The organism is Microbacterium sp. Gd 4-13 (assembly GCF_003095395.1).
GTDB lineage: Bacteria > Actinomycetota > Actinomycetes > Actinomycetales > Microbacteriaceae > Microbacterium.
In genome coordinates this window covers 88,449-113,217 of the sequence record NZ_QEIJ01000003.1, presented here as the reverse complement: position 1 = coordinate 113,217, position 24,769 = coordinate 88,449, and the positions used below count along the sequence as shown (strand labels likewise).

Sequence of the window (24,769 nt, the reverse complement as noted above, 5' to 3'; positions counted from 1 at the left end):
TGCGACAGGCGGGTGAGGCGCAGCATCCGGCGCCCGTAAACTCGAACCGTGGTCACACGTCTGTCGCATTACTTCCTCCGCACGCTCCGCGAAGACCCGGCTGATGCCGAGGTTCCCAGTCACCGACTGCTGGTGCGGGCGGGATACATCCGCCGCCAGGCGCCGGGCATCTTCGCCTGGCTGCCGCTCGGCCTGCGGGTGAAGGCGAAGATCGAGGCGATCATCCGCGACGAGATGGCGAATGCCGGCGCCTACGAGGTGCACTTCCCGGCGCTCCTGCCGCGCGAGCCCTACGAGCTCTCGGGCCGGTGGGAGGAGTACGGCGACGGCATGTTCCGTCTGAAAGACCGCAAGGGTGCCGACTATCTCCTCGCGCCCACGCACGAAGAGGTCTTCACGCTGCTCGTGAAAGACCTCTACAACTCCTACAAAGACCTGCCGCTGACGATCTACCAGATCCAGGACAAGTACCGCGACGAGGCCCGGCCGCGCGCCGGCCTGCTGCGCGGGCGCGAGTTCACGATGAAGGACGCCTACTCGTTCGACGCGAGTGACGCAGGTCTCGATGCGTCGTACCAGGCTCAGCGCGACGCCTACGAGCGCATCTTCCAGCGGCTCGGGCTCGAGTACGTCATCGTCGCGGCCGACGCCGGCGCCATGGGTGGATCGAAGTCCGAGGAGTTCCTGCACCCGACCGCGATCGGCGAAGACACCTTCGTGCGCTCGGAGGGTGGGTACGCGGCGAACGTCGAGGCGTTCACGACCGTCGTTCCCGAGCCGATCGCCTTCGACGGCCTCCCCGCACCCGTCATCTTCGATTCGCCGAACACCCCGACCATCCAGACCCTCGTCGACCACGCGAACGCGACGCTCGACGGCGACTACACGGCCGCCGACACGCTCAAGAACGTCGTGCTCGCCCTCACCCACCTCGACGGCACCCGCGAGGTCGTCGCCGTCGGGCTCCCCGGAGACCGCGACGTCGACGACAAGCGCGTCGAGGTCGCCTTCGCGCCCGCCGCGGTCGAAGCCGCCACGGCGGAGGACTTCGAGCGCAACCCGCTCCTGGTGAAGGGGTACATCGGACCGTGGTCCGAGACGGGCCCGATCCTCGGCGAGGAATCGGCCACCGGCATCCGCTACTTCCTCGACCCGCGCGTCGTCGACGGCACGTCGTGGATCACCGGCGCCAACATCGATCAGAAGCACGTGCACTCCCTCGTCGCCGGCCGCGACTTCACCGCCGACGGCTTCATCGAGGTCGCCACCGTCCGCGAGGGCGACCCGGCGCCCGACGGTTCGGGCCCGGTGAGTCTTGCCCGCGGTATGGAGATCGGGCACGTGTTCCAGCTCGGTCGCAAGTACGCCGAGGCGCTCGGCCTGAAGGTGCTCGACGAGAACGGCAAGCTCGTCACCGTCACCATGGGCTCCTACGGCATCGGCGTCACCCGCATCCTCGCCAACATCGCCGAGCTCAACAACGACGACAAGGGCCTCATCTGGCCCGCGTCCGTCGCGCCGTTCGACGTGCACGTGGTCGCCACCGGACGGGATGCTGCCGCTTTCGAGCTCGCAGCGTCGTTGTCGGCCGACCTGGAAGCATCCGGGTTCGACGTGCTCTACGACGACCGCCCGAAGGTCTCTCCCGGCGTCAAGTTCGGTGACGCCGAGCTCGTGGGCGTGCCGCGCATCGTGATCGTCGGACGCGGCGCCGCCGACGGCGAGGTCGAGCTCTGGGATCGTCGCACCGGCGACCGAGAGGTGGTGCCGGCGGCCGAAGCCGTCGCGCGCCTCACGGCCTGACCCGCTCCTCGGGGCGGCGCCGCGCCGATCAGCGTCGGCGCGCGCGCACGGCCACTCCGGCGGCGATCCCGCCCGCCACCAGGATTCCGCCCAGCGCGAGCAGTCCGGCATCGATCCCGCCGCCGGTGGGCGGCAGCGGGGTCGCGCCTCCCGGCCCCGTGGTCGGCATCGTGCTCGAGGGCTGAGGGGTCGGCGTGGGCTCGCTGGTGGCCCCGGGGTCCGGGGCGGGAGTGATCTCGACGCGAACGTCCACACCGGTGAGCTCCCGCGTCGTGGCCGCCTGAGCGTCGCCCGTCGAGAAACCCGCACCGGCGAGTGTCGCCGCGCCGATCAGCAGACCCGCGACGAGCCGCGCGGACGGTCGCGCGTCGCGGCGGCGCAGCGGCACCCGCGGGCCGCCGGTCGGCGCCTCGTCCTGCGGCGGGGCTTCGGACTGTACCTCCGCCGCGCGGGGTCCGGCGGCGCCGCCGAGGCGCGGCGGGGCGGATGCTGCCCGTCCCTCGGCGCGAGCCTCCTCGATGAGGCGTGCGGTCTTCGCCCGCTCCCGGCGGCGCTGCCGGAGGAACCAGGCGAGGAGCCCGAGCGCCGCGATCAGGGTCACGAGCTGCGAGAGGGGCAGGGCGGCGATGCCCACGGAGCTCGAGGTGGTCCGCGCGCCCTCGACGGTCAGGTCTTCCGTGACCGCGATCGGCGTCGCCGTCACACGCGCGTCGTACCAGAACAGCGGCCAGGCTCCCGACACCTCGAGCGTGCCCGTGCGGGTCTCACCCGGCGCGATGTCGACGATCTCTTCGCCGCTGCGCTCGCTGGCCGCCAGGCCGAAGGGCCCGGCGAGGGAGACGGTGGGGTGCGTGCGAATGCGCGTGTTGCCGCTGTTGGTGATCGCATACGTCAGCTCGAGGCGCCCCGGATCGAACGGGTTGACCGAGCCGGTATAGGAGCCGTTCACCGCGGTGACGAGTTCCGCGCGCAGGTCACCGGTCACGCGCGTCATGACGCGGAATCCGACGCGCGACTCGACGCCGACCGCTCCCGCGCCGGAGGACAGGATGCTGGCGGCGACGCCGGCGGGGTGATCGCCGGGCGATGCATCCGCGGGCACACGGATGCTGAAGGGCACGATCTCCGCCCCTCCCGCGGGCACGACGACCGACTCGGGGAGCGTGATCCAGGTGCCGGCCTCGGCGGACTCCTGGTCGGAGGGGAGCATGCTGAAGCGCCCGGTGTCGGTGAAGTAGCCGTCGGCGGCGGTCAAGCGGAACTCCACTTCGCGGTCGCCGAAGTTCGACACGACCAGGTGTTCGGTCCGGGTCTGGCCGGGGTCGGCCTCCCACTCCACCCACGAGCGACCGTCGGGCCCGGCGGAGTCTCCCGGGCGCACCGACCAGGTCACGTTCGATTCGACGGTGCCCGGCGAGGGCGTCGACGGCACCGACGAGGGTGCGGCCGCCGGCGCGACGCCCGCGACGGCGGAAGGGGAGAGGAGCAGAATCGCCGAGAGTGCGGAGGCGGCGGCGTGCGTCCACAGTGCGTTCATGGGAAGACCTCGCGACGCGCCGATGGAGACGCGTCAGGATGAGACGGCGAGGCCGGGAAGCGGAACTCCCCGGCCTCGCCATGAGTGGTTACTCGAACAGCGACAGGGTCACGACCGAGGCGTAGGAGCCGGGCTCGACATCGGCGCCGACCTTGAGCTGCAGGCCGGCCGTCGCGCTCCAGGCTCCGCTGGCCGCTTCGGCCGAGTCGCCGAGGAACAGCAGCTCCTTCTCGACGTTCCCGAGACCGAGCCCGCCGTCCTCGGTGCCGAGGACGTCGCCACCGACCGAGATGAACGGTTCGCCCTCGCCGGCCCCCTCGACCAGCGCCGGCGTCCAGCCGAGGTGGTCGGCGGTGATCGTGGTCTCGCCGGGGCCGGTGAAGTCGCTCGCCGAGCCGAGGACGTACCAGCTCGCACCGGCGGGGATCTCCTCCTCGGTGCGGGTGTCGGTCACCGTGACCGTGGGAAGCGTGCCGGTGAACTGACGGACCAGCTCGGTCGAGCCGTTCTCGGTCAGTTGGGTCGACGCGGAGCCCGCGACGGTCAGAGCGAGGACGCCGGGCTCCTCGATCTCGGTGATCTCGACGTTGACGTCGATGTCCTGGTCGCCCATGTTCGTCTCATCGGCCGACGCGGCGGCCGTACCGACCGAGACGAGCAGAACGGCGCCGAAGGCGATGATGCTGCAGCGCAGCGCGCGGGAGGTGTTCATGTCTGGTTTCTCCTTGAGGGTGCGAGGTTGCCGCCCGGATGGGGGCGGGAGGGAGCGCCCCGGGGTCGGCGTCGGGAACGCCGACCCCGGGGCCAGGGGTCAGGACGCGGCGTAGGCCACGGTCCGGGTGAGGGTGACGGGTGCTCCGCCGACGGCGCCGGTCACGGTGACCGTCGCCTCACCGGCGGGAAGCGCGGCCAGGCGGGAGTTCAGCGACACGTTCGCCGATGCGCCGGGCTTGACGGCGGTGAAGGTCTTCGTGCCGTACGCGGTCTGGATCGTGATGTCGACGTTGACCGACTCGTTGTTGGTCACCACGACCGACAGGTACTTCTTGCCGGCGAGGGTGCGCGTGCTGGTGGTGGCGGTGACATCGAGGGCGGGCGCCGCCTCGACGGCGAAGCTCACCTGACGGGGTTCGGCCGAACGGCTGCCGAGCGCCTGGGCGATCTCGAGGTCGTGCTGACCGGCGGCGATACCGTCGGACACCTCCAGCTCCCAGGTGCCGTCGGCGAGGACGACGGTCTGGGCCGGCGCGATCTCGCTGGACGATCCAGCGGCGGGAGCAAGACGAACCTCGGCACCCGGGAAGCCCGTGCCCGCGAAGCGGACCGAGGACGTGTCGGCGGCGAGAGTGCCCTCGGGCGCCTGGTCGATGGTCAGAGCGGTGAGGTCGGCGCGCTGGGTCAGCCACTGGTCGGGCGTCGTCGCGTGGTCGATGATGCGGGTCTCGCCGACGCAGCCGTGCCACCCGTTACGTGCGGCGTTGTCGACCCAGTCCGAGCCGAGGATCCAGGAGTACCCCTCGTGCCAGGCCATGCCGCCGACGTTCGTCGCGTTGCGCAGCACCGGGGCGCCGTCGACGTACATGGTCGTGGTGCGCGACGTGGGGTCGTTCACGACCGCGACGTGCGACCAGTTGTCGACCATGATCTCGCCCGACCAGTTCGTGCGGTCGCCGAGCGCCGCATTCTTGTCGAGGCTGGTCCACTGGAACTCGCGCAGGTTCGAGATGCCCAGCGCGCTCGGCGAGGCCGTCCAGTCCCACTGCGTACGCGGCACGCCGATCTGCGAGCGGTTGCCGGTGCGCGTGAGGAACTTCGACCACTGGTTGCTCGCGGCGGTCCAGTCGGCGTCCATCTTGACGAAGGTCTCGATGGTGTAGCCGTTGGAGAGGTCGGCGTCGTTGATCGCCGCGTCCGCCGCCGTGGTGAGGTAGCTGTAGCGCGAGCCCGACGAGTTGTCGAAGCACGCCGCAGCCCCGTCGGAGGAGAACCCGTGGACATCGGTGTTCTCGACCGTGAGGTCCTCCCACGTGGTTCCGACGGAGTTGGTGGTGGCCGGGTCCGGACGGGTGAGGTCATTGTCGCCCGCGACGTCTTCGATCACGGTGTCGGGGTCGACGACGCCCTCGTTGCCGTTGAAGCGCCAGTGGGCGAGCGTGCCGTCGACCTCGACGAAGTCGAGCTCGTTACCGGGCAGCTCGGTCGTGATCGCGTCGGGACCTTCGAAGCCGTCGAGCAGGATGCCGCGGGCCGCCGCGCTCAGCGACGGCTCATCGGGCGTCCCGGCGGTGAAGGTCGGCGCGAAGCCGGCGAAACGCTCGCTGAAGTCCATGTCGAGCGTGTAGCGCTGGTGGATGCCGTCCAGCAGCGGCTGGTCGTACGAGGTGAGCGTCTCCTGCGGCTTGAACGTGACCCAGGGCGACGCGGTCTCGAGCGAGATGGTGTCGTTGGTGAGGTCGAACTCGAACAGGCCGAGGTAGCCGTTGCCGCCCTCGTACGCCATCTGGTAGTCCATGAGGATCTGGTGAACCGGGTGACCGAAGTCGTTGGTCTTCACCTGGCGGGTCGCGCCGTGGAAGTGTCCGTTCAGCGTCATGAAGATCTGGTCGTTGCTCTTGATGAGCTTCTCCCACATCCGCTCGCTGTCCCCGGTCTCCAGCGGCGACGTCTGGTCGGCCGCGACGTTGAGGAGCGCGTGGTTCGTCAGGATCACCGGAACGGTGGGGTGTGCGTCGATCACGCTCTGCGCCCAGGCGAGGGTCTGGTCGGAGGGGCGCCACGACAGCGCGAGCGACATGAACTGCTGTCCCTCGGCCTCGAAGATGTGGTACTGGCTCAGCCCGGTCGGGTCCGATCCCTCGTAGGTCGACTGCAGCGCGGCGCGCGTCGCGCCGAACCAGCGGTTGAACGGCTCGTTGGCGGCATCCAGCTCGTTGTCCCACTTGCCGCTGTCGCGGACATCGTGGTTGCCGGGGAGGATCGAGTAGGGGAGGTCGGCGTCGTCCAGCGTCTTCATCGCTCGATCGGCGGCCTCCCACTCGCGCTGCGTGCCCGCGCGGTCGACGATGTCGCCGAGGTGCGCCGTGAAGGGGATGTTGAGTTCGTCCGCGTGCTCCGCGATCCACTTCGTCTGCTCGGCGAAGGGGTCGGTGCCGTAGCGGGGGAAGAACTGGTCGGATGAGTAGCGCGAGTAGAACTGCGTGTCGGGGAGCACCGCCAGGGTGAACCGCGAGGCGAGGTCGTCGGTGGTGGGCGCCGCCGTTGCGGCGGGTGCTGCCACGGCGGTCAGCAGTCCGGCGGCCAGGCCGGCGGTGGCTGTGGCAGCCAGACAGCGATGCGCGACGCGGCGCATCGGACGGGATGTGGTGGTGGCCACGAGGTCTCCTTCTGGGGAACGGATCGAACGCTCTCCCGACCGGGGGCAGGCGCGTTCTGAGTACCTCCGAAGGCTCGTCGGCGTGAGGGGCCGAGCTATATCCGCGAGATGAACGAGCTATGAATCGCATCTGGATGCTTACGGGATTAGCGTGGACGGATGATCCAGGTCCCGCTCATCCCGCTGGCAGACGGCCGCAGCATCCCTCAGCTCGGCGTCGGCACGTACAAGGTGCCGGCCGAACGGACGGCCGACCTCGTGGCGGGTGCGCTCGCCGACGGCTACCGGCATGTCGACACCGCGGCCCTCTACGGCAACGAGGCCGAGGTGGGGGAGGGCCTGCGCCGCAGCGGCCTCGACCGCGACGACGTCTTCGTCACGACCAAGGTGTGGAACGACGACCAGGGATACGACTCCACGCTGCGCGCCTTCGACGCGAGCCTGGACCGACTCGGGCTCGACGAGGTCGACCTCTACCTCATCCATTGGCCCGTGCCCAGTCAGGACCGCTACGTCGACACCTGGCGGGCACTGGTGAAGCTCGCCACCGAGGGGCGGGCGAGGTCGATCGGAGTCAGCAACTTCCACCCGCATCACATCGATCGGCTCGTCGCCGAGACCGGGGTGCGTCCGGTCGTCAACCAGATCGAGCTGCACCCCCGATTCCCGCAGCGTCATCTCCAGGAATGGAATGCGAGCCACGGCATCGTCACCGAGGCGTGGGCGCCCCTGGCCCGCGGCGGTCTGCTCGACGAACCCGCCCTGCGCTCCATAGCCCAGCACCACGACAAGACCCCGGCTCAGGTCGTCATCCGCTGGCACCTCGACCGCGGGCTGGTGCTCTTCCCGAAATCGACGTCACCGGAGCGTCTGCGAGAGAACGCCGACGTGTTCGACTTCGTGCTGGACGCCGACGACGTGGCGGCGATCGATCGACTCGAGACCGGTGTCCGTACCGGGCGCGACCCCGACCTCGACTGAGGCGGGTCAGGCGTCGAGCCGGGCGTACTTCGCGCGAAGGATGGTGAAGAGCCCGTAGGCGATGAAGCCGACTCCTACCGCGCCGCCCAACCACGGTCCGGCCGGGGTCTGCAGCAGCGCGCTCACCGCGGCGTCGAGTCCCCCCGAGGCGGAGGGGTCGACCGTGACGGCGGCGACGACGACGAGGATTCCCACCGTGGCCAGAGCGATGCCCTTCGCGATGTATCCGACGGTGCCGAGGACGACGAGGGCCGTTCCGAGCGTGCCCCCGGGCGTGGAGATCTTCTTGCGGAACGAGCGTCGTGCGCCGATGACGACGAACCCGACGCCGACGGCCGCGACGATGATCCCGACCGCTGCGAGAAGAAACGGTCCGCCGGGCAGCGAGAGCACACTGCTGCTGGCATTCTGCGCGCTCTGATCGCCCTGCGACCGGGCGCCGAGAGCGACGGATGCGGCGATGCCGCCCACCGCGAGATAGGTGATCGCTCGGGCGCCCTGCTTCACCGCCCGCTTCGCGCGATCGGCGCCGCTCGTGCCGCGCGCGACGAACGCCTCGACCGCTCGCCAGGCGCCCAGCGCCCAGAGCGCCGCGGCGCACGCCCACAGCAGGACGGCGCCGAAGGGAGCCGCCGCGATCGCCTCGAACGCGCCGGACTGATCGGTCTGCTCATCGCCGCCGAACGCGACCGTCACCACGAGGGCGCCGAGGAGGACGTGCACGAGACCGTTGGCGACGAAGCCGGCGCGCGCGAGCGCGCGGAAGGCGGAGGACGACTGCGCCGACGCGGCGGCGGAACGCGGGGAGGACGGCATGCGACCACCGTAGGCCAGTGGGCGCCGCACCACCGGCGGCGCGGACCGTCCGGTAATGTAGGGGGAATGTCGACGCGCGATCGCGCCGACGAGAGCTGAATACGGAGGGCCCCATTGTGGACATCGATCTCGGTCTGTTGAAGACGGTCGAACGCGAGAAGGAGATCCCCTTCGACGAACTCGTCCGGATCATCGAATCGGCCATCCTCACCGCCTACGGCCGCCACACGTCCGAGAACGGCGAAGTGCCTGCGGGCGCGCGCGTGCAGCTCGACCGCAAGACGGGCCACGTCGCGATCTTCGCTCCCGTGCTCGATGACGAGGACGTCGTCATCGGCGAGGAGGAGCAGCATCCCGAGGACTTCGGGCGCATCGCCGCCTTCGCCGCGAAGCAGGTCATCAGCCAGCGCCTGCGCGACATCGCCGACGACGCGGTGCTGGGCGAGTTCAAGGGCAAAGAGGGCGACATCGTCGCCGGTGTCGTGCAGCAGGGGCCCAACCCTCGGATGGTGCACGTCGACCTCGGCACCATCGAGGCCATCCTTCCCCCCGAGGAGCAGGTGCCGGGGGAGAACTACTCGCACGGTTCGCGCCTGCGCGTCTACGTGACGTCGGTGTCGAAGGGAACCAAGGGCCCGTCGATCACCGTCTCGCGGACCCACCCGGGCCTCGTTCGCAAGCTGTTCGCGCTCGAGGTGCCCGAGATCGCATCGGGTCTCGTCGAGATCATCTCCCTCGCCCGCGAGGCGGGGCACCGCACCAAGATCGCGGTGCAGGCGACCGACCCCACCATCAACGCCAAGGGCGCTTGCATCGGCGAGTTGGGCCGCCGTGTCCGCGCCGTGACCGAGGAGCTCGGAGGCGAGAAGATCGACATCGTCGACTACGACGCCGAGCTCGCCCGGTTCGTCGGCAACGCCCTCTCGCCCGCGAAGGTGACCTCGAGCTTCATCCTCGACGCCTCGACCAAGGCCGTCCGGGCGCTCGTGCCCGACTACCAGCTGTCGTTGGCGATCGGCAAGGAGGGCCAGAACGCCCGCCTCGCCGCCAAGCTCACCGGCGCCAAGATCGATATCCAGCCCGACAGCATCCTGGAAGACGACTGATCGCCCCGCCCACGATCGGCTACGACGCGCCCGAGGTGTAGAATGGAACCCGTACGAACGTGCGTCGCATGTCGTGCGCGCGCACCACGGTCCACGCTCCTGCGAGTCGTGGCCGACGGTTCGGTCCTCGTCCGCGACGATCGGGCCTGTCTCCCGGGGCGTGGCGCGTGGGTTCATGAGACGCACACGTGCGTGGAGCTCGCCCTGCGGCGCCGCGCATTCGTGCGAGCATTACGTGTGTCGGGTCCTCTCGACACGCAGACCTTCGAAGAATCCCTCCAGCGAAACGGCTGAACGGCTATGGACTCAAAGTGAACGGCTCGAAATGAGACCCGTCCGCATCTAACGGTCTGCCCTGTCCGGGGTAGGCCCCCTGACAGGAGAATTGTGGCAAAACCACGCGTACACGAGATCGCTTCCGAGCTCGGCGTCGACAGTAAGATCGCCCTCGCGAAGCTCAAGGAACTCGGCGAGTTCGTCAAGAGCCCGTCCTCGACGATCGAGCCCCCCGTGGCTCGCAAGCTCCGTGCGGCCCTCGAGGCCGACGGTTCCGCATCGGCGGGCGCATCGGCGCCGGCCGCCCCCGCGGCTTCGCCGCGCCCCGCAGCCGGTCGACCCGGCCCGGCCCGGCCCGCCGCCCCGGCGGCCAAGCCCGGTCCCGCGCGTCCGGCTCCGGCCCCCGCCCCCGCTCCGACCCCGGCACCGGCAGCACCCGCCGCCCCCGAGGTCGCCGCTCCCGCTCCCTCCGTCCCGGCACCGGCAGCACCCGCCGCGCCCGAGGTGTCCGAAGCATCCACCCCCGCGGCGTCCTCCGACACCCCCGGTGCCCCGCGCCCGGCTCCGGCCGCCGGCGCCCCGCAGGCGCCGCGTCCCGGTGGCGCCCCGCGTCCGGGTAACAACCCCTTCGCGTCGGCGCAGGGCATGGGTCAGCGTCCGGCCGGTCCGCGTCCGGGTAACAACCCGTTCGCGTCGGCGCAGGGCATGGGCCAGCGCCCGTCGCCGACCCCCGGCAACATCCCCCGCCCGCAGGCGCCGCGTCCCGGTGCCCCGCGCCCGGGCGCTCCGCGTCCCGGCGGTGCGGGTCGTCCCGGTGGCGGCGGTCGTCCCGGCGCTCCGTTCCAGCAGCGTCCCGGCGGTCCCGGTCGTCCCGGCGGTGCCGGTGGCGGCGGGTTCTCCCGTCCCGGCGCACCGGCGGGCGGCGGCTTCGCCGGCCGTCCCGGCGGTGGTGGCGGCCGTGGCCGCGGCCCCGGCGGCGGTACCGCGGGTGCCTTCGGCAAGGGTGGCGGCAAGTCCAAGCAGCGCAAGTCGCGTAGGGCGAAGCGGCAGGAATTCGAGATGCGGTCGGCGCCGGTCGTCGGCGGCGTCAACGTCACCAAGGGCAACGGCGAGATCATCCGCATGCGTCGCGGCGCGTCGATCTCCGACTTCGCCGACAAGATCGAGGCCCTGACCGGTTACACGGTTCAGCCCGGCACGCTCGTGACCATCCTGTTCAACCTGGGCGAGATGGCCACCGCGACCGAGTCGCTCGACGAGGCCACGTTCGAGGTGCTCGGCGGCGAGCTCGGCTACAACATCCAGATGGTCTCGCCCGAGGACGAGGACAAAGAGCTCCTCGAGGGCTTCGGTCTCGACCTCGACGCAGAACTCGAGGCCGAGAGCGAAGACGACCTCGAGATCCGGCCCCCGGTCGTCACCGTCATGGGCCACGTCGACCACGGTAAGACCCGACTGCTCGACGCCATCCGCCAGACCAACGTGGTCGCGGGCGAGGCCGGCGGCATCACGCAGCACATCGGTGCGTACCAGGTCTGGACCGAGCACGAGGGCATCGAGCGCGCGATCACCTTCATCGACACCCCGGGTCACGAGGCGTTCACCGCCATGCGTGCACGTGGTGCGCAGGTGACCGACCTCGCGATCCTCGTCGTCGCCGCCGACGACGGCATCATGCCCCAGACGGTGGAGGCGCTCAACCACGCCCAGGCGGCCAACGTGCCGATCGTGGTCGCGGTGAACAAGATCGACAAGCCCGACTCCAACCCGGCCAAGGTGCGTCAGCAGCTGACCGAGTACGGCCTCGTCGCCGAGGAGTACGGCGGAGACGTCATGTTCGTCGATGTGTCGGCGCGAAACAACATCGGCATCCAGGACCTCCTCGACGCCGTGCTGCTGACGGCTGACGCGGGACTCGACCTCACGGCGAACCCGAACAAGGCCGCCCGTGGTGTCGCGATCGAAGCGAAGCTCGACAAGGGCCGCGGTTCGGTGGCCACCGTGCTCATCCAGTCCGGAACGCTGCGCGTCGGCGACGCGATCGTCGCCGGAACGGCGTACGGACGCGTCCGCGCCATGGCCGACGAGAACGGCGAGGCCGTGCTCGAGGCGTGGCCGTCGCGCCCCGTGCAGGTGCAGGGTCTGAACTCCGTGCCCCGCGCCGGCGACACGTTCATCGTGACCGAGGAAGACCGCCTGGCCCGTCAGATCGCCGAGAAGCGTGAAGCGGCAGAGCGCAACGCCCAGCTGGCCAAGGCCCGCAAGCGCATCTCGCTCGAGGACTTCACCCGTGCGCTCGAAGAGGGCAAGGTCGAGTCGCTCAACCTCATCATCAAGGGCGACGTGTCGGGTGCCGTGGAGGCGCTCGAGGAGTCGCTGCTCAAGATCGAGGTCGACGACAGCGTGCAGCTGCGGATCATCCACCGCGGCGTCGGAGCCATTACCGAGTCCGACGTGAACCTCGCCACGATCGACAACGCGATCATCATCGGGTTCAACGTGCGTCCCGACACCAAGGCCCGTGAGCGCGCCGCCCGCGAGGGTGTCGACACCCGGTTCTACTCCGTCATCTACAACGCGATCGACGACGTCGAGCAGTCGCTCAAGGGCCTGCTCAAGCCGGAGTTCGAAGAGGTGCAGTCGGGTGTCGCCGAGATCCGCGAGGTGTTCCGCTCCTCCAAGGTCGGCAACATCGCCGGTGTCATCGTGCGATCGGGAACGATCACGCGAAACGCCAAGGCTCGCGTCATCCGCGACGGTGTCGTGCTGGCCGACGGCCTCGCGATCGAGTCGCTGCGCCGCTTCAAGGACGACGTCACCGAGGTTCGTACGGACTTCGAGGCCGGTATCGGTCTCGGTAAGTTCAACGACATCCAGATCGGTGACGAGATCGAGACCACGGAAATGGTGGAGAAGCCGCGAGGCTGATCCTGCGTCACTCCGGCCGGCTACAACCTCCGGCAGCGAGTGTCTCCTCCATCGCAGAGCGGGGCCCCTACCCCGATGCTCAGGAGGAGACACTCGCAGCCTCCGGTTTCCGCCGGCCTCCCTCGACTCATCGCTCGCTGGGATAATTGAGAGAAGGAAGAACATGGCTGGAGAGCGTCAAGCGCGCTTGGCAGACCGCATCAAGGTGCTTGTGGCCGAGAGGCTCGAGAAGGGTCTTCGCGACCCGCGCCTCGGTTTCGTCACGATCACCGACGTCCGGGTGACCGGCGACCTCCAGCACGCATCCGTGTTCTACACGGTCCTCGGCACCCCCGAGGAGCGCGCTGACACGGGCGCTGCCCTGAAGTCCGCGACCGGGCTGCTCCGCGCCGAGGTCGGCAAGCAGCTCAACATCCGACTGACCCCGACGCTCGAGTTCATCGCCGACGCGATCCCCGAGAACGCCGGCAACATCGCCGACCTCCTCCGTGAGGCGGCCGAGCGCGATGCCGCCGTCGCCGGTATCGCAGCCGGTGCGGCCTACGCGGGCGAGTCCGATCCCTACGTCAAGCCGCGCGAGGACGACGACGAGGACTGAGCGCGTCTCACGACGATTCCCCTGTCACGTTCGGCGGCTGATACCCACCGTTCGAGACAGGGGAATCGTGTTTTCGGGCCGGTTCAGCCGCGGGGCAGGTGCAGAAGACCGTCGGATGCTTCGACGAGGCCGTCGACGACGAGCGAGTCTATGGCGCGGTCCCGCTGCCGTGGATCGGGCCAGTCGGCGATGATCGCCTCGTGGGGCACCGCCGAGGGCGCGGCGTCGCGCAGCATCCGCATCACCGCCCCTCGTGCCTGACGGTCGCTTCCCTCGTACTTCGCCTGGCGGCGGCGGGTGTCGCCGGTATCGGGGTAGCCGTCGGCGCGCCAGCGGCAGATGTCGGCGAGAGGGCACGCTTCGCAGCGGGGCGCGCGGGCGGTGCAGACGGTCGCGCCGAGTTCCATCGCCGCCGCGTTGACGATGGCGGCGGCCTCGACGTCGTCGGGGAGGATCGCGGCCATGTCGACGAGGTCGCGCCGCGACGGCGGGCCCGGCTGGGCTCGGCCGGCGACGGCTCGCGCGAGCACGCGGCGCGTGTTCGTATCGACGACGGGATGGCGGTCGCCGTAGGCGAAGACCGCGACGGCCCGGGCGGTATAGTCGCCGATCCCGGTGAGGGCGAGCAGAGCGTCGACGTCGCGGGGCACGACGTCTGCGTGGCGGTCGCGGATCTCCGTCGCGGCGCGGTGCAGCCAGAGCGCGCGGCGGGGGTAACCGAGGTTGGCCCACTGCCGCACGGCCTCGGCCGGGGCGTCGGCCGCGAGCGCACCGGGAGTCGGCCACCGGGCGAGCCACGCCTCGAGGTGCGGGATGACACGGGCGACGGGCGTCTGCTGCAGCATGAACTCGCTCACGAGCGTTCCCCACGCACCGAACCCCTCGCGCCGCCAGGGGAGGTCTCGGGCGTTCCGGCCGTACCACTCGACCAGCGGTGCGGCGAGCTCGGGCATCAGGCCAGCGTACGTCAGGCGGGGTGCGGAGGAACGTACGCTGGAGGGATGAACTCCCCGAGCCCCTCGGCCGCCTCGATGATGCGCGAGCTGCGCGCCGAGGTGCGACAGAACCTTCGCCGCGGACGCGTGATCGTCGCGGTCGACGGTGCCCCCGGATCCGGCCAGGCTGCCGTCGCCGACGCCCTCGCGGCCGCCTTCACGGAGGAGGGCGAGACGGCGCTGCGCGCCTCCGCCGCCGACTTCGCGGATGCCGATGGCCGTCTCGACGCCGACGAGGTGCGCCGCCTACTGGTGGAGCCGTTCCGTTCCTCGTCGCCGGAGGGCTTCTCTCTCACGCCCGCAGCGGAAGCGACGACCGCCCCCGCCGACGCGCTGCTCGTCGTCGACGGTGACTTCCTGCTCACCCGCGAGCTGCGCGGCCTGTGGAACTGGTCGGTGTGGCTCGAAACACATCCGACGTCGGCATTCGCGCGACTCGCTCACGACGGCCGTGCCGATGCCGACCCCGCCGCCGCCTCGAACGCCGCCGTCCGGGATGCCGTCGCTTCCTACCGGCGCTCGTCGAACCCGGGGGCGGCAGCATCCGCTCTCATAGAGAACACCGATCCCGAGAACCCGACGCGGATCTTCGGAGACTTCTGCTAATGCCCGCGGGAGGCGTGCTGCTCGTCGACAAGCCGGCGGGCATGACCAGTCACGATGTCGTCTCGCGCGCGCGGAAGGCGCGCGGCACCCGCAAGGTCGGCCACGCCGGCACCCTCGATCCGATGGCGACGGGGCTGCTCGTTCTCGGGGTCGACGCCGCGACGCGCCTGCTCACGTTCATCGTCGGCGCCGACAAGACCTACACCGCCACCCTGTTGCTCGGGGCGACCACCGATACCGATGACGCCGACGGGGAGGTCGTCGACCGTGCCTCGCTCTCGGACATCGCCGCGGTGACGGATGGCGCGATCGACGAGGGGATCGCAGCACTCACCGGTGCGATCTCGCAGGTGCCGACCACGGTGTCGGCGATCAAGGTCAACGGCCGTCGTGCGTACGACCTCGCCCGCGAGGGCGTCGAGGTCGAACTCAAGGCCCGCGACGTCGTCGTCTCGAGATTCGACGTGATCGAACGCCGGCGCGAAGACGATCGCATCGAGCTGGACGTCGTGGTCGACTGCTCCAGCGGCACGTACATCCGTGCGTTGGCGCGCGACCTGGGTGCAGCTCTCGGCGTCGGCGGTCACCTGACCGCACTCCGGCGCACGCGGATCGGCCCGTTCTCGGTGACGGATGCGGCGCAGCTCGACGCCCTGGCGGGTGTTCCGCTCCTCACTCCGGCCGATGCGGGCGCGACGGTTCTCGGAGCGTTCCAGGTCTCGGCCGACGAGGCGCGCGACCTCCGGCACGGCAAGCGCCTCGTGGGGGCAGCATCCCGTCTGCCCGCGTCGCCCGCCGCCGCGATCGATCCCGAGGGCGTGCTCATCGGCGTCGTCGAACGACGCGGCGTCGACGTCAAGAGCGTGATGAACCTGCCGACGGGGGAGAACGCATGATCCTCTGGTTCACGCTCGCACAGGTCGCCGTGGCATCGGTCGCCGCCCTGGTGGCCGTGATCGCCGGGCTCGCGGGAAGGCGTCCCGGCGACGTCACGGTCGGCAGCCTGGCGCTGATCGAGGTGCTGCTCATCGCGCAGGTCGTGACGGCGATCATCGCCCCGTTCGCCGGCAACCCTCCGACGGGGAGCGCGCTGGAGTTCTGGGTCTACCTGGTCTCGGCGGTGCTGATCCCGCCGGCGGCTGTCGCGTGGGCGCTCGTGGAACGCAGCCGGTGGAGCACCGTGATCATGGGCATCGGCGCCGCCTCGGTGGCGATCATGGTGTGGCGCATGCACGTGATCTGGACCGTCCAGATCGGGTGAGGCGTCGCCTCATCCTGCGCGCACGGAGAGCACCCGCCCCGCGCGACTCTAAGATCGAAGAGCCATGGAATCCCGCACTCGCACCCGGAACATGACCGGCGTCGGCCGGGTTCTCGTCGTCGTCTACGCGATCCTGGCCCTCGCCGCGACCGGGCGCTCCTTCGTGCAGATCGTGCTGCGTTTCGACCACGCACCGCTGGCGTTCACGCTCTCGGCCATCTCGGCGGCCGTCTATATCGTCGCGACCCTCGCCCTGATCTTCTCCGCCTCCCGCGTCTGGTACCTGGTCGCGTGGGCGGCGATCTCGTTCGAGCTCGTCGGGGTGCTCGTGGTCGGAGTGTTCAGCCTGATCCGGCACGACCTGTTCCCGGAGGAGACCGTGTGGTCGTGGTTCGGGTCGGGGTACGTCTTCGTCCCGCTGGTGCTGCCGTTCGTCGGCATCTGGTGGCTCGTGACGCACCGCCCCGGGCGTGAGGTCGCCGTGCCCGAGTCCGAGCCGATGGAGAGGTCGTCCTGGTGATCACATTTCGCGACCCCTCGGAGGTTCCCGCCGGGTTCGGGCCCTCGGTCGTCGCCATCGGCAAGTTCGACGGCGTCCACGCCGGGCATCGTGCCGTCATCGACCGGGCGAAGGTGGATGCTGCGGCCACGGGCGCGAAGGTGGTGGCCGTCACGTTCGATCGCAACCCCTTGAGCGTGCTGCGACCCGATCTGTGCCCCGTGAGCCTGGTGGGCGTCACCCAGAAGATCGAACTGCTCGAACGCGCCGGTGTGGATGCGACCCTCATGCTCACCTTCGACGAGCAACTCGCGAGTCTCGACGCCGAGGAGTTCGTGCGCCATGTGCTCGTCGGGGCGCTCGGCGTTCGCAGCGTGCTGGTCGGGGGCGACTTCCGGTTCGGGCGAGGCGGGGCCGGTGACGCCGAGCTGCTGCGGACGATGGGGGAGCGCTTCGGGTTCGTCGTGCAGATCGTCGACGACGTGCGGGCCATCGATTCCGACCGGCGCGTGTCATCGACCTGGATCCGCGAGCTGCTCGCCGAGGGCGACGTCGCGTCGGCCGGCAAGCTCCTCGGGGCAGCCCCGTCGGTGTGGGGCGAGGTCGTCCATGGACTCAAGCGCGGCCGCGAGCTCGGCTACCCGACCGCCAACCTCTCGCCCGACCTCGAGGGGTTCATCCCCGCCGACGGGGTCTACGCCGGCTGGCTCATCGACGAGGGCTCCGCCGACGGTCTGCGCCCGGGTACCCGGTATCCGGCGGCGATCAGCATCGGCGTCAATCCCACCTTCGACGATGTCCTCGTCCGTCAGGTCGAGGCCTACGTGCTCGACGAGACCGACCTCGACCTGTACGGGCACCTGATGCAGGTGCGCTTCGTCGAGCGCATCCGCGGCATGGTCGCCTTCGACGGCGTCGAGGCTCTCAAGGCGCAGATGGCCGACGACGTCGAGCGTGTCCGGGCCGTGCTCGGCGCCCACTGACACCGCCGCCGCGCGCGCGAGAGTCCAAAACACCCGGACGGCGCCCTCGGGCGGCCCGGGTGTCTTGGACTCTCAGCGGCAGGCTGAGCGCAGCAGGATCAGTACGAGGCCGTGTCGGTCGCGCCGGTGGGGCCGTCGCCCCGCTCGATCGCGCGGGCTTCACCCAGGATCGTCGCGGCCGCGCTCGTGCCGAGGCGGGTGGCGCCGGCGTCGATCATCGCGAGGGCGGTGGCGAGATTGCGGACGCCCCCGGATGCCTTCACCTGCACGGCGGGACCGACGCTCGCGCGCATGAGGCGCACGTGCTCGACGCTCGCGCCGCCGCCGCCGAAGCCGGTCGACGTCTTCACGAACGCGGCGCCGCCGGCCTCGGTCAGGCGGCTGCCGCGGGCGATCTGCTCGTCGTCGAGGTAGGAGGTCTCGAGGATGACCTTGGCGATGCGCCCCTCCGCGGCGCTCACGACAGCGCGGATGTCGTCGGCGACGGCGTCGTCGAAGCCGGAGCGCAGGAATCCGATGTTCACGACCATGTCGACCTCGCTCGCCCCGTCCGCCAGGGCCTGCGCGACCTCGGCTGTCTTGGCCGCGGTCGACGTGGTGCCGTGCGGGAAGCCGATGACCGTTCCCACCGCGACGCCCGTGCCGTCGAGGCGCTGCACGGCATAGGCGATGTCGGAGGGGCGGACGCACACGCTGAAAACGCCCCACTCGGCGGCGATGTCGAGCTCGGCGTCGACGTCTGCGCGGACGAGCTCGGGCTTGAGGATCGCGTGATCGATGGTGGCGGCGAGCTCGCGCTCGGAGAGGTTCGACATGGCTCCCAGCCTACGCGCGAGGGGCGTTGCGGATGCCGAGGAACGAGACCACGCCGCCGATCGCGAGGAGAGCTGCGGTGACGACGGCGGCGCGGTGGAAGCCGTCGAGGTCGATCGACCCGCCCACGATCAGCGCGACCATCGCGACCGCGATGAGCCCGGCGACGCGCGAGACCGCGTTGTTGACGGCCGAGGCGATACCCGACCGACTGGTGTCGATCGCGCCGAGGATCGCCGAGGTGAGGGGGGAGACGGTGAGGGTCAGCCCGAAGCCGAACACGATGATGCCGGGGAGCACCTGCCACCAGTAGTCGAAGTCCTCGCCGATCGAGAGGAGCAGCAGAGAGCCCCCCGCAGCGAGGAGTGGACCGATGGTCATGAACAGTCGAGGCCCCCACGTGCCCGCGAGAGCGCCGACGCGCGAGCTGAAGAGGATCATGAGCACCGTCGCGGGCAGTGATGCGAGGCCGGCGAGAGTGGCGGGGAGGCCGGCGCCCTGCTGCAGATACACGCCGAGGACGAAGCCGTTGAGCGACAGCGCGCCGTAGATGAACGCGGTCGCGACGTTGCCGGTCCAGAAGTTCCGGGCGCGGAAGAGGTCGAGGGGCATCATCGGGTCGCGCGCGAAGCGCTGCCGCAGGAGGAAGGCGGCGAAGGAGAGCACGCCGATCGTCATCGAGCCCCAGATCACCGGGGAGGCCCACCCGAGCGCGGACTGCTCGATGAGGGCGAAGACGGAACCGCCGAGCCCGGCGGTGCACAGGATCGCCCCGAGGTAGTCCACCCGGGCGCCCTCTCGGCGGTGATCGGGGTGACCGAGCCTGACGAGAAGGAAGAGGGTGAGGGCGATGGGGAGCACGTTGATGAAGAACACCAGGCGCCACGACAGCAGGTCGACGAAGAGTCCTCCGACGAGCGGGCCGGCGATCATCGCGCCGGTCGTCGCCGCCGTCCACACCCCGATCGCCCTCGCCTGCGCCGGGCCGCGGAAGTTCGCGGTGATCAGCGCGAGGGAACTGGGCACGAGGAGCGCCCCCGCGACACCTTGCAGCGCGCGCATGATGATCAGGAATTCCGCGGTGGGAGCGGCCCCGATCGCGATCGAGGTCACCGCGAAGCCGATCAGCCCGATGCGCAGCACGACGAGTCGGCCGAGGACGTCGCTCAGCGACCCCGCGACGAGGATCAGAGCGCCGAGGGTGATGAGGTAGGCGTCGACGACCCACTGCTGGGTGGTGAGGCCACCGCCCAGGTCGCGGGAGATCGCGGGCAGCGCCACCGTCACCACGGTGCCGTCGAGGAATGACACGAATGACGACAGGATCGCGATCGTCAGCACCATTCTCTGATCGCGGGTCATCTGCTCGGCCATCTGCTCACTGTACGGCCGTCTGCGCGACGAGACAGGAATACCCCAGGGGGGTATCGTGGTTGTGTACGTGGACGAAGGAGGCGTGATGGACCAGCACGACCAGAACGGACGACGCACCGCGGTTCTCGACATCGAGGGCATGACCTGTGCGAGCTGCGTGGCGCGCGTGGAGAAGCGGCTGCGCGCCGTGGACGGCGTGGATGCGGCGGTCAACCTCGCCACGGAGTCGGCGCGGGTCACGTTCCCCGACGACCTCGACGCCCACGCGCTCGTCGCGGCTGTGCGCGGCGCCGGATACGACGCGCGGGTACGGCGCGACGAGACGGCGGCGGGCGCAGCATCCGCCCCCGACCACCACGCCCACGGTGCCGAGGGCCACGTGCACGACACCGAGGACCGCCCCGGGGCGACGTCGCTGCGTACCCGGCTGATCGTGAGTGCCCTCCTCGGGCTGCCGGTCGTGGTGCTCGGAATGGTGCCCGCGCTGCAATTCACCGGCTGGCAATGGGTCTCGTTCGTGCTCGTCACCCCGATCCTGTTCTGGGGCGGCTGGCCCTTCCACCGTGCGACGGTGGCGAACGCCCGCCACGGCGCGGCGACGATGGACACGCTGATCACGTTGGGCACGGTGGCCGCGTACCTCTGGAGCACGTGGGCGCTCTTCTTCGGCAATGCCGGAGAGCTCGGCCTGCGGCACGACGTCGTGCTCTTCGGCCCCGTGCACGATGCCACCGCCCTCGTCTACTTCGAGGTCGTCGCCGCCGTGACCGTGTTCCTCCTCCTCGGCCGTTTCGTCGAGCAGCGCGCGACCCGGCGCGCCGGGTCGGCGCTGCGCTCGCTCCTCGAACTCGGCGCGAAGACCGTCGAGCTCCCCGACGGCACCACCGTGCCGATCGAGCGCCTCGCCGCGGGTGAGCTCTTCGTGGTCCGCCCCGGCGGAACGATCGCCGCCGACGGCGCGGTGGTCGAGGGGACGGCGTCGGTCGACGAGAGCATGCTCACGGGCGAGTCCGTGCCGGTCGACGTCGGCCCCGGCGACCCGGTCACCGGTGGCACCATCTCCGCGGACGGGCGCCTCGTCGTGAGGGCGACATCGGTCGGCAGCGAGAGCCGGCTTTCTCGGATCGCCCGTCTCGTCGAAGACGCCCAGCTCGGCAAGAGCCGCGTGCAGCGCCTCGCCGATCGCGTGTCGGCGATTTTCGTGCCGATCGTGATCGTGCTGGCCGTCGCCACCCTCGCGGCGTGGATGCTGGCCGGACAGCCCCTCGCCGCCGGCTTCACCGCCGCGGTCGCGGTGCTCATCATCGCCTGCCCCTGCGCGCTGGGCCTGGCGACGCCGATCGCCGTGCTCGTCGGCACGGGTCGTGCCGCGCAGCTGGGGATTCTGGTCACCGGCCCCGAAGCGCTCGAGTCGGCCGAGAAGATCGACACGGTCGTGCTCGACAAGACCGGCACCCTCACCGAGGGCCGCATGACGGTGGCCTCTGTCGTGACCGACGGGGCGACCGACGCCGCCGAGGCGCTCGCGCTCGTCGCGGCGGTCGAGCGCGGCTCCGAGCACCCCGTCGCCCGGGCGATCGTCTCCGCGGCCGGTGCCGGTGCGGTGGCCGACGACGTCCGTTCGCTCGCGGGTCGCGGCGTGATCGGCACGGTCGACGGCGTCGCCGTCTTCGCCGGGCGCCCGGCCTTCGCGACGGAGCAGGGCGCGGAGCTGTCCCCGGCGCTCGCCGACGCGGTCGCCGCGGGCGAGCGCCGGGGCACCGTGGTCGTCGCGGGCTGGGCCGTCGGCGAGGAGCGCCCGCGGGCGCGGGCCGTCTTCGAGATCGCCGACACGGTGCGCGCCGAGAGCGCCGGGGCCGTGGCCGACCTGCGCGGCCTGGGTCTCGACGTCGTGCTGCTCACCGGCGACAACGCCGGGGTCGCCGAGGCGGTGGCCCACGAGCTGGGTATCGACACGGTGCGCGCGGGGGTGCTCCCCGAGGGCAAGCTCGCCGAGATCGAGCGCCTGCGCGCCGAGGGTCGCGTCGTCGCGATGGTCGGAGACGGTGTGAACGATGCCGCCGCCCTCGCCGCTGCCGACCTCGGGATCGCGATGGGCGGGGGAGCGGATGCGGCGATGCACGCCGGAGACGTGACGCTCGTCCGCAGCGACCCGCGCGCGATCGTCGCCGCCGTCCGGCTCAGCCGCCGCACGATGGGGGTCATCCGCGGCAACCTGTTCTGGGCGTTCGCGTACAACGTCGCCGCTCTGCCCCTGGCGGCGCTCGGCTTGCTGAACCCCATGCTGGCGGGGGCGGCGATGGCGTTCTCCAGCGTGTTCGTCGTGCTCAACAGCCTGCGCCTGCGACGCGCTCGGTGACGCCGACCGGGGGCGCCGCGCCCATCGGCTGAGAACGAGCGGTGTCTCCGGGGCCCCGCGACGGGCATCCTCGCCGCGGGGGAGTGATGTATCGGCACCAGACGCTAGACTGGGCGTCGGGGACCACTCGCGGGAATGTGCCGCACTCGCCGGAACGAATCGGCCAGGATGCCGATCCGCGTCCGTTCGACGGTTCCTCCCCGCGTGCGTGACGGCTGACCGCCCCCGCGGGATCGTAGACAACACCGGCTCGACCGGTCATCGCCGGGTCATCCGGCTGACACGCTCAGGAGGAGCATGCCGACCACGGCACCCGCCGCGCAGAACAATTCATCGCGGCGCAGAAAGACTTCCGCGGCACGCCGCGACGACGAAGCACCCCTCATCCCGATCCTCGCCCGCAAGGTGCGCGAGGTCGAGGCCAAGGCGCAGCGAGGCAAGCTCGGACCGACCAATCGCGTGAAGTTCCAGGTGATCGCCTTCCTGGTGCGTGAAGAGCGTGCGCGGGTGAAGGCCGAGGCCGACCTCGACGCCGGAGCCCGCGCCGAGCTGCTCAAGCGTCTCGATGGGGTGGCGACCATCCTCGCCAAGACCGCTGCGCGCGACACGTCGCTCATCCAGCTGCTCGAGGTCGACCAGGCCACGTCGCCGGTGGCGCGGCGCATGCGCCGCGACTGGCTCATCGAGTCGGGCGCCGAGCTGCCGCCGGACGAGCTCATCATCACCGACGTCGCGCCTGTCTCGCAGCCGGTCGTGCCGGCCGCGCTGGCCGAGCGCCAGGTCGTGCCGCCCGCGATCGAGTCGCGCCAGATGGCCAACCCCTTCCTCGCGCCCGACCTGACCGCGGCCGTGTCCCAGAGCGCGCCGCGCCGTCGGCTCGACGGCTGGGAGCTCATGGGCCCGCTGTTCAAGGCCTTCGAGACCGGCGCGGGCGGATCCGCCGCATCCATGACTCTTCCCGAGGTGCCCGAGTTCGACCGGCTGTCGCCCAAGGGCCTGGAGGTCATGGCGCATCAGTCCCGTTTCCTCGAGTCTGTGCGCGAGGGGCACCGCAGCTTCCTCCTCGCAGACGAGCCGGGCCTCGGAAAGACCGCTCAGTCGGTGCTCGCCGCGTCGGTGGCGGGCGCCTATCCGTTGCTCGTGGTCGTGCCGAACGTCGTGAAGATGAACTGGCTGCGCGAGGTCGGCCGGTGGACTCCGCAGCGACGGGCCACGGTCGTCAGCGGCGATGGACGCGATGTCGACGCCTTCGCCGACGTCTTCATCGTCAACTACGAGATCCTCGATCGCCACCTGTCATGGCTGGGCTCGATCGGGCTCAAGGGCATGGTCGTCGACGAGGCGCACTTCATCAAGAACCTCACGTCGCAGCGATCGCAGAACGTGCTGGCGCTCGCCGGACGCATCCGCGAACAGGTTCGCGATCCTCTGATGCTCGCTCTCACGGGCACGCCGCTGATCAACGACGTCGAAGACTTCGACGCGATCTGGCGCTTCCTCGGCTGGACGCTGGGCGAGAAGCCCGGTGCCGAGCTCATGGACAAGCTCGAGTCGACCGGCCTCACCCCGGCCGACAAGGCGTTCTACCCGGAGGCGCGCGAGGCCGTCATCTCGATGGGCATCGTCCGCCGCAAGAAGAAGGACGTCGCGGCCGACCTGCCCGACAAGCTCATCGCCGACCTCCCCGTCGAGCTCGACGACGAATTCGGTCGTTCCGTTCGCCAGGCCGAGCGCGAGCTGGGCGAACGACTCGCCGCGCGGTATCGCCGCATCCTCGAGGCTCGCGGCGACCGCGGCCTCGCTCCCGGCGAGATCGACGACGACATCGTGCGGCTGGTTGCGCACAACGAGCTCGAAGAGTCGAAGGCCGCGGGCACGGGCTCCGAGAACGTGTTCACGATGGTGCGAAAGATCGGCCAGGCCAAGGCGCACCTCGCCGCCGATTACGCGGTGCAGCTGCAGCGCTCCGTCGGCAAGGTGGTCTTCTTCGCCAAGCACATCGACGTGATGGATGCTGCGGAGTCCCACTTCGCCGCGTCGGGTCTTCGCACCGTCTCCATCCGCGGAGACCAGACGACCCCCGCACGGCAGCTCGCGATCGACGCGTTCAACAACGACCCGGACGTCGGGATCGCGGTGTGCTCGCTCACCGCAGCCGGTGTCGGGCTCAACATGCAGGCCGCGTCGAACGTCGTGCTGGCCGAACTGAGCTGGACCGCCGCCGAGCAGACGCAGGCCATCGACCGCGTGCACCGCATCGGTCAGGAAGAGCCCGTGACCGCCTGGCGGATCATCGCTGCGCACACGATCGACACCAAGATCGCCGAGCTCATCGACTCCAAGCAGGGTCTGGCCGCTCGCGCCCTCGACGGCGAAGCGGTCGACCCGGCATCGAGCGACTCGGTGCAGCTGAGCGCGCTCATGCACGTGCTGCGACGCACTCTCGGCGGCGAGTGATCCC

20 protein-coding genes are annotated in these 24,769 nt (G+C 70.5%); 13 read left to right on the top strand and 7 right to left on the bottom strand.

From position 1 onward, the window contains the following. The first annotated feature begins 48 nt into the window (after positions 1-48). Positions 49-1,803, top strand: a complete 1,755-nt coding sequence (locus DEA06_RS07660; protein ID WP_116647398.1) for a proline--tRNA ligase — start codon at positions 49-51, stop codon at positions 1,801-1,803. A gap of 28 nt (positions 1,804-1,831) precedes the next feature. Here the strand turns inward: DEA06_RS07660 and DEA06_RS07655 are convergent, their stop codons facing one another. From DEA06_RS07655 to DEA06_RS07645, 3 genes are all read right to left on the bottom strand, one after another. Further along, positions 1,832-3,340, bottom strand: coding sequence for a hypothetical protein (locus tag DEA06_RS07655; protein WP_116647397.1), 1,509 nt, complete (start codon positions 3,338-3,340; stop codon positions 1,832-1,834). An 88-nt stretch (positions 3,341-3,428) separates the two neighbouring features. Next, positions 3,429-4,052, bottom strand: coding sequence for a hypothetical protein (locus DEA06_RS07650; protein ID WP_116647396.1), 624 nt, complete (start codon positions 4,050-4,052; stop codon positions 3,429-3,431). Between the two features lie 99 nt (positions 4,053-4,151). After that, positions 4,152-6,713 carry a metallophosphoesterase gene (locus DEA06_RS07645; protein WP_116647395.1) on the bottom strand — a complete coding sequence of 854 codons (2,562 nt, stop codon included), beginning with the start codon at positions 6,711-6,713 and terminating at the stop codon, positions 4,152-4,154. Between the two features lie 159 nt (positions 6,714-6,872). Here DEA06_RS07645 and DEA06_RS07640 point away from each other — a divergent pair, with 159 nt between their 5' ends. Next, positions 6,873-7,694: an aldo/keto reductase gene (locus DEA06_RS07640; protein WP_116647394.1), complete on the top strand. Its 822-nt coding sequence runs from the start codon at positions 6,873-6,875 to the stop codon at positions 7,692-7,694. A 6-nt stretch (positions 7,695-7,700) separates the two neighbouring features. Here DEA06_RS07640 and DEA06_RS07635 read toward each other — a convergent pair whose 3' ends face one another. Beyond that, entirely contained in the window at positions 7,701-8,510 is an 810-nt protein-coding gene (locus tag DEA06_RS07635) for a DUF1206 domain-containing protein (protein ID WP_116647393.1), read from the bottom strand. Positions 8,511-8,626: 116 nt separating this feature from the next. Between DEA06_RS07635 and nusA the strand changes: the two genes are divergently transcribed. The 4 genes from nusA (at position 8,627) to rbfA (ending at position 13,418) form a co-directional block, all read left to right on the top strand. Beyond that, the gene (gene nusA, locus DEA06_RS07630) at positions 8,627-9,616 is read left to right on the top strand and encodes a transcription termination factor NusA (RefSeq protein WP_116647392.1); all 990 of its coding nucleotides are present in this window, start codon (positions 8,627-8,629) and stop codon (positions 9,614-9,616) included. A gap of 42 nt (positions 9,617-9,658) precedes the next feature. Then, positions 9,659-9,910 (top strand): YlxR family protein, encoded by a 252-nt coding sequence (locus DEA06_RS07625; protein ID WP_116647391.1) that lies wholly within the window; start codon positions 9,659-9,661, stop codon positions 9,908-9,910. A 93-nt stretch (positions 9,911-10,003) separates the two neighbouring features. Next, positions 10,004-12,820 (top strand): translation initiation factor IF-2, encoded by a 2,817-nt coding sequence (infB, locus tag DEA06_RS07620; protein ID WP_116647390.1) that lies wholly within the window; start codon positions 10,004-10,006, stop codon positions 12,818-12,820. Between the two features lie 163 nt (positions 12,821-12,983). Beyond that, positions 12,984-13,418 (top strand): 30S ribosome-binding factor RbfA, encoded by a 435-nt coding sequence (gene rbfA, locus DEA06_RS07615; protein WP_116647389.1) that lies wholly within the window; start codon positions 12,984-12,986, stop codon positions 13,416-13,418. An 83-nt stretch (positions 13,419-13,501) separates the two neighbouring features. Here rbfA and DEA06_RS07610 read toward each other — a convergent pair whose 3' ends face one another. Further along, positions 13,502-14,371: an A/G-specific adenine glycosylase gene (locus DEA06_RS07610; protein WP_116647388.1), complete on the bottom strand. Its 870-nt coding sequence runs from the start codon at positions 14,369-14,371 to the stop codon at positions 13,502-13,504. A gap of 48 nt (positions 14,372-14,419) precedes the next feature. On the opposite strand from DEA06_RS07610, the gene DEA06_RS07605 reads away from it, so the two are divergent. The 5 genes from DEA06_RS07605 to DEA06_RS07585 all read left to right on the top strand — a co-directional run bounded on the left by DEA06_RS07605 (position 14,420) and on the right by DEA06_RS07585 (position 17,762). Beyond that, on the top strand, positions 14,420-15,019 hold the full coding sequence (locus DEA06_RS07605) for a hypothetical protein (RefSeq protein WP_116647387.1): 600 nt from the start codon (positions 14,420-14,422) through the stop codon (positions 15,017-15,019). Continuing rightward, entirely contained in the window at positions 15,019-15,915 is an 897-nt protein-coding gene (truB, locus tag DEA06_RS07600; protein WP_116647386.1) for a tRNA pseudouridine(55) synthase TruB, read from the top strand. The genes DEA06_RS07605 and truB overlap by 1 nt, the downstream gene beginning before the upstream one ends. Then, on the top strand, positions 15,912-16,280 hold the full coding sequence (locus DEA06_RS07595) for a hypothetical protein (RefSeq protein ID WP_116647385.1): 369 nt from the start codon (positions 15,912-15,914) through the stop codon (positions 16,278-16,280). The genes truB and DEA06_RS07595 overlap by 4 nt, the downstream gene beginning before the upstream one ends. 64 nt (positions 16,281-16,344) lie before the next feature. Then, positions 16,345-16,800 carry a hypothetical protein gene (locus DEA06_RS07590; RefSeq protein ID WP_116647384.1) on the top strand — a complete coding sequence of 152 codons (456 nt, stop codon included), beginning with the start codon at positions 16,345-16,347 and terminating at the stop codon, positions 16,798-16,800. After that, positions 16,797-17,762 (top strand): bifunctional riboflavin kinase/FAD synthetase, encoded by a 966-nt coding sequence (locus DEA06_RS07585; RefSeq protein ID WP_116647383.1) that lies wholly within the window; start codon positions 16,797-16,799, stop codon positions 17,760-17,762. Before DEA06_RS07590 ends, DEA06_RS07585 begins: the two co-directional genes overlap by 4 nt. Positions 17,763-17,860: 98 nt before the next feature. Here DEA06_RS07585 and deoC read toward each other — a convergent pair whose 3' ends face one another. Next, positions 17,861-18,577 (bottom strand): deoxyribose-phosphate aldolase, encoded by a 717-nt coding sequence (deoC, locus tag DEA06_RS07580; protein ID WP_116647382.1) that lies wholly within the window; start codon positions 18,575-18,577, stop codon positions 17,861-17,863. Between the two features lie 10 nt (positions 18,578-18,587). Further along, complete coding sequence (locus DEA06_RS07575) at positions 18,588-19,949, bottom strand: MFS transporter (RefSeq protein ID WP_240606861.1); 1,362 nt, start codon at positions 19,947-19,949, stop codon at positions 18,588-18,590. Positions 19,950-20,034: 85 nt separating this feature from the next. Between DEA06_RS07575 and DEA06_RS07570 the strand changes: the two genes are divergently transcribed. Both DEA06_RS07570 and DEA06_RS07565 read left to right on the top strand, forming a co-directional pair. After that, positions 20,035-22,308 carry a heavy metal translocating P-type ATPase gene (locus DEA06_RS07570; RefSeq protein WP_116647381.1) on the top strand — a complete coding sequence of 758 codons (2,274 nt, stop codon included), beginning with the start codon at positions 20,035-20,037 and terminating at the stop codon, positions 22,306-22,308. A 297-nt stretch (positions 22,309-22,605) separates the two neighbouring features. Then, complete coding sequence (locus tag DEA06_RS07565) at positions 22,606-24,765, top strand: DEAD/DEAH box helicase (RefSeq protein ID WP_116647380.1); 2,160 nt, start codon at positions 22,606-22,608, stop codon at positions 24,763-24,765. Positions 24,766-24,769 lie beyond the last annotated feature (4 nt).

Bases quoted from the DNA above. Each gene is read 5' to 3' on its own strand.
- DEA06_RS07565 (WP_116647380.1), top strand. From the start codon at position 22,606: ATGCCGACCACGGCACCCGCCGCGCAGAACAATTCATCGCGGCGCAGA.
- DEA06_RS07625 (WP_116647391.1), top strand. From the start codon at position 9,659: ATGGAACCCGTACGAACGTGCGTCGCATGTCGTGCGCGCGCACCACGG.
- deoC (WP_116647382.1), bottom strand. From the start codon at position 18,577: ATGTCGAACCTCTCCGAGCGCGAGCTCGCCGCCACCATCGATCACGCG.
- DEA06_RS07575 (WP_240606861.1), bottom strand. From the start codon at position 19,949: ATGGCCGAGCAGATGACCCGCGATCAGAGAATGGTGCTGACGATCGCG.
- DEA06_RS07595 (WP_116647385.1), top strand. From the start codon at position 15,912: ATGATCCTCTGGTTCACGCTCGCACAGGTCGCCGTGGCATCGGTCGCC.
- DEA06_RS07570 (WP_116647381.1), top strand. From the start codon at position 20,035: ATGGACCAGCACGACCAGAACGGACGACGCACCGCGGTTCTCGACATC.
- DEA06_RS07650 (WP_116647396.1), bottom strand. From the start codon at position 4,052: ATGAACACCTCCCGCGCGCTGCGCTGCAGCATCATCGCCTTCGGCGCC.
- DEA06_RS07590 (WP_116647384.1), top strand. From the start codon at position 16,345: ATGGAATCCCGCACTCGCACCCGGAACATGACCGGCGTCGGCCGGGTT.
- DEA06_RS07610 (WP_116647388.1), bottom strand. From the start codon at position 14,371: ATGCCCGAGCTCGCCGCACCGCTGGTCGAGTGGTACGGCCGGAACGCC.
- DEA06_RS07640 (WP_116647394.1), top strand. From the start codon at position 6,873: ATGATCCAGGTCCCGCTCATCCCGCTGGCAGACGGCCGCAGCATCCCT.
- rbfA (WP_116647389.1), top strand. From the start codon at position 12,984: ATGGCTGGAGAGCGTCAAGCGCGCTTGGCAGACCGCATCAAGGTGCTT.
- DEA06_RS07655 (WP_116647397.1), bottom strand. From the start codon at position 3,340: ATGAACGCACTGTGGACGCACGCCGCCGCCTCCGCACTCTCGGCGATT.
- DEA06_RS07605 (WP_116647387.1), top strand. From the start codon at position 14,420: ATGAACTCCCCGAGCCCCTCGGCCGCCTCGATGATGCGCGAGCTGCGC.
- truB (WP_116647386.1), top strand. From the start codon at position 15,019: ATGCCCGCGGGAGGCGTGCTGCTCGTCGACAAGCCGGCGGGCATGACC.
- DEA06_RS07635 (WP_116647393.1), bottom strand. From the start codon at position 8,510: ATGCCGTCCTCCCCGCGTTCCGCCGCCGCGTCGGCGCAGTCGTCCTCC.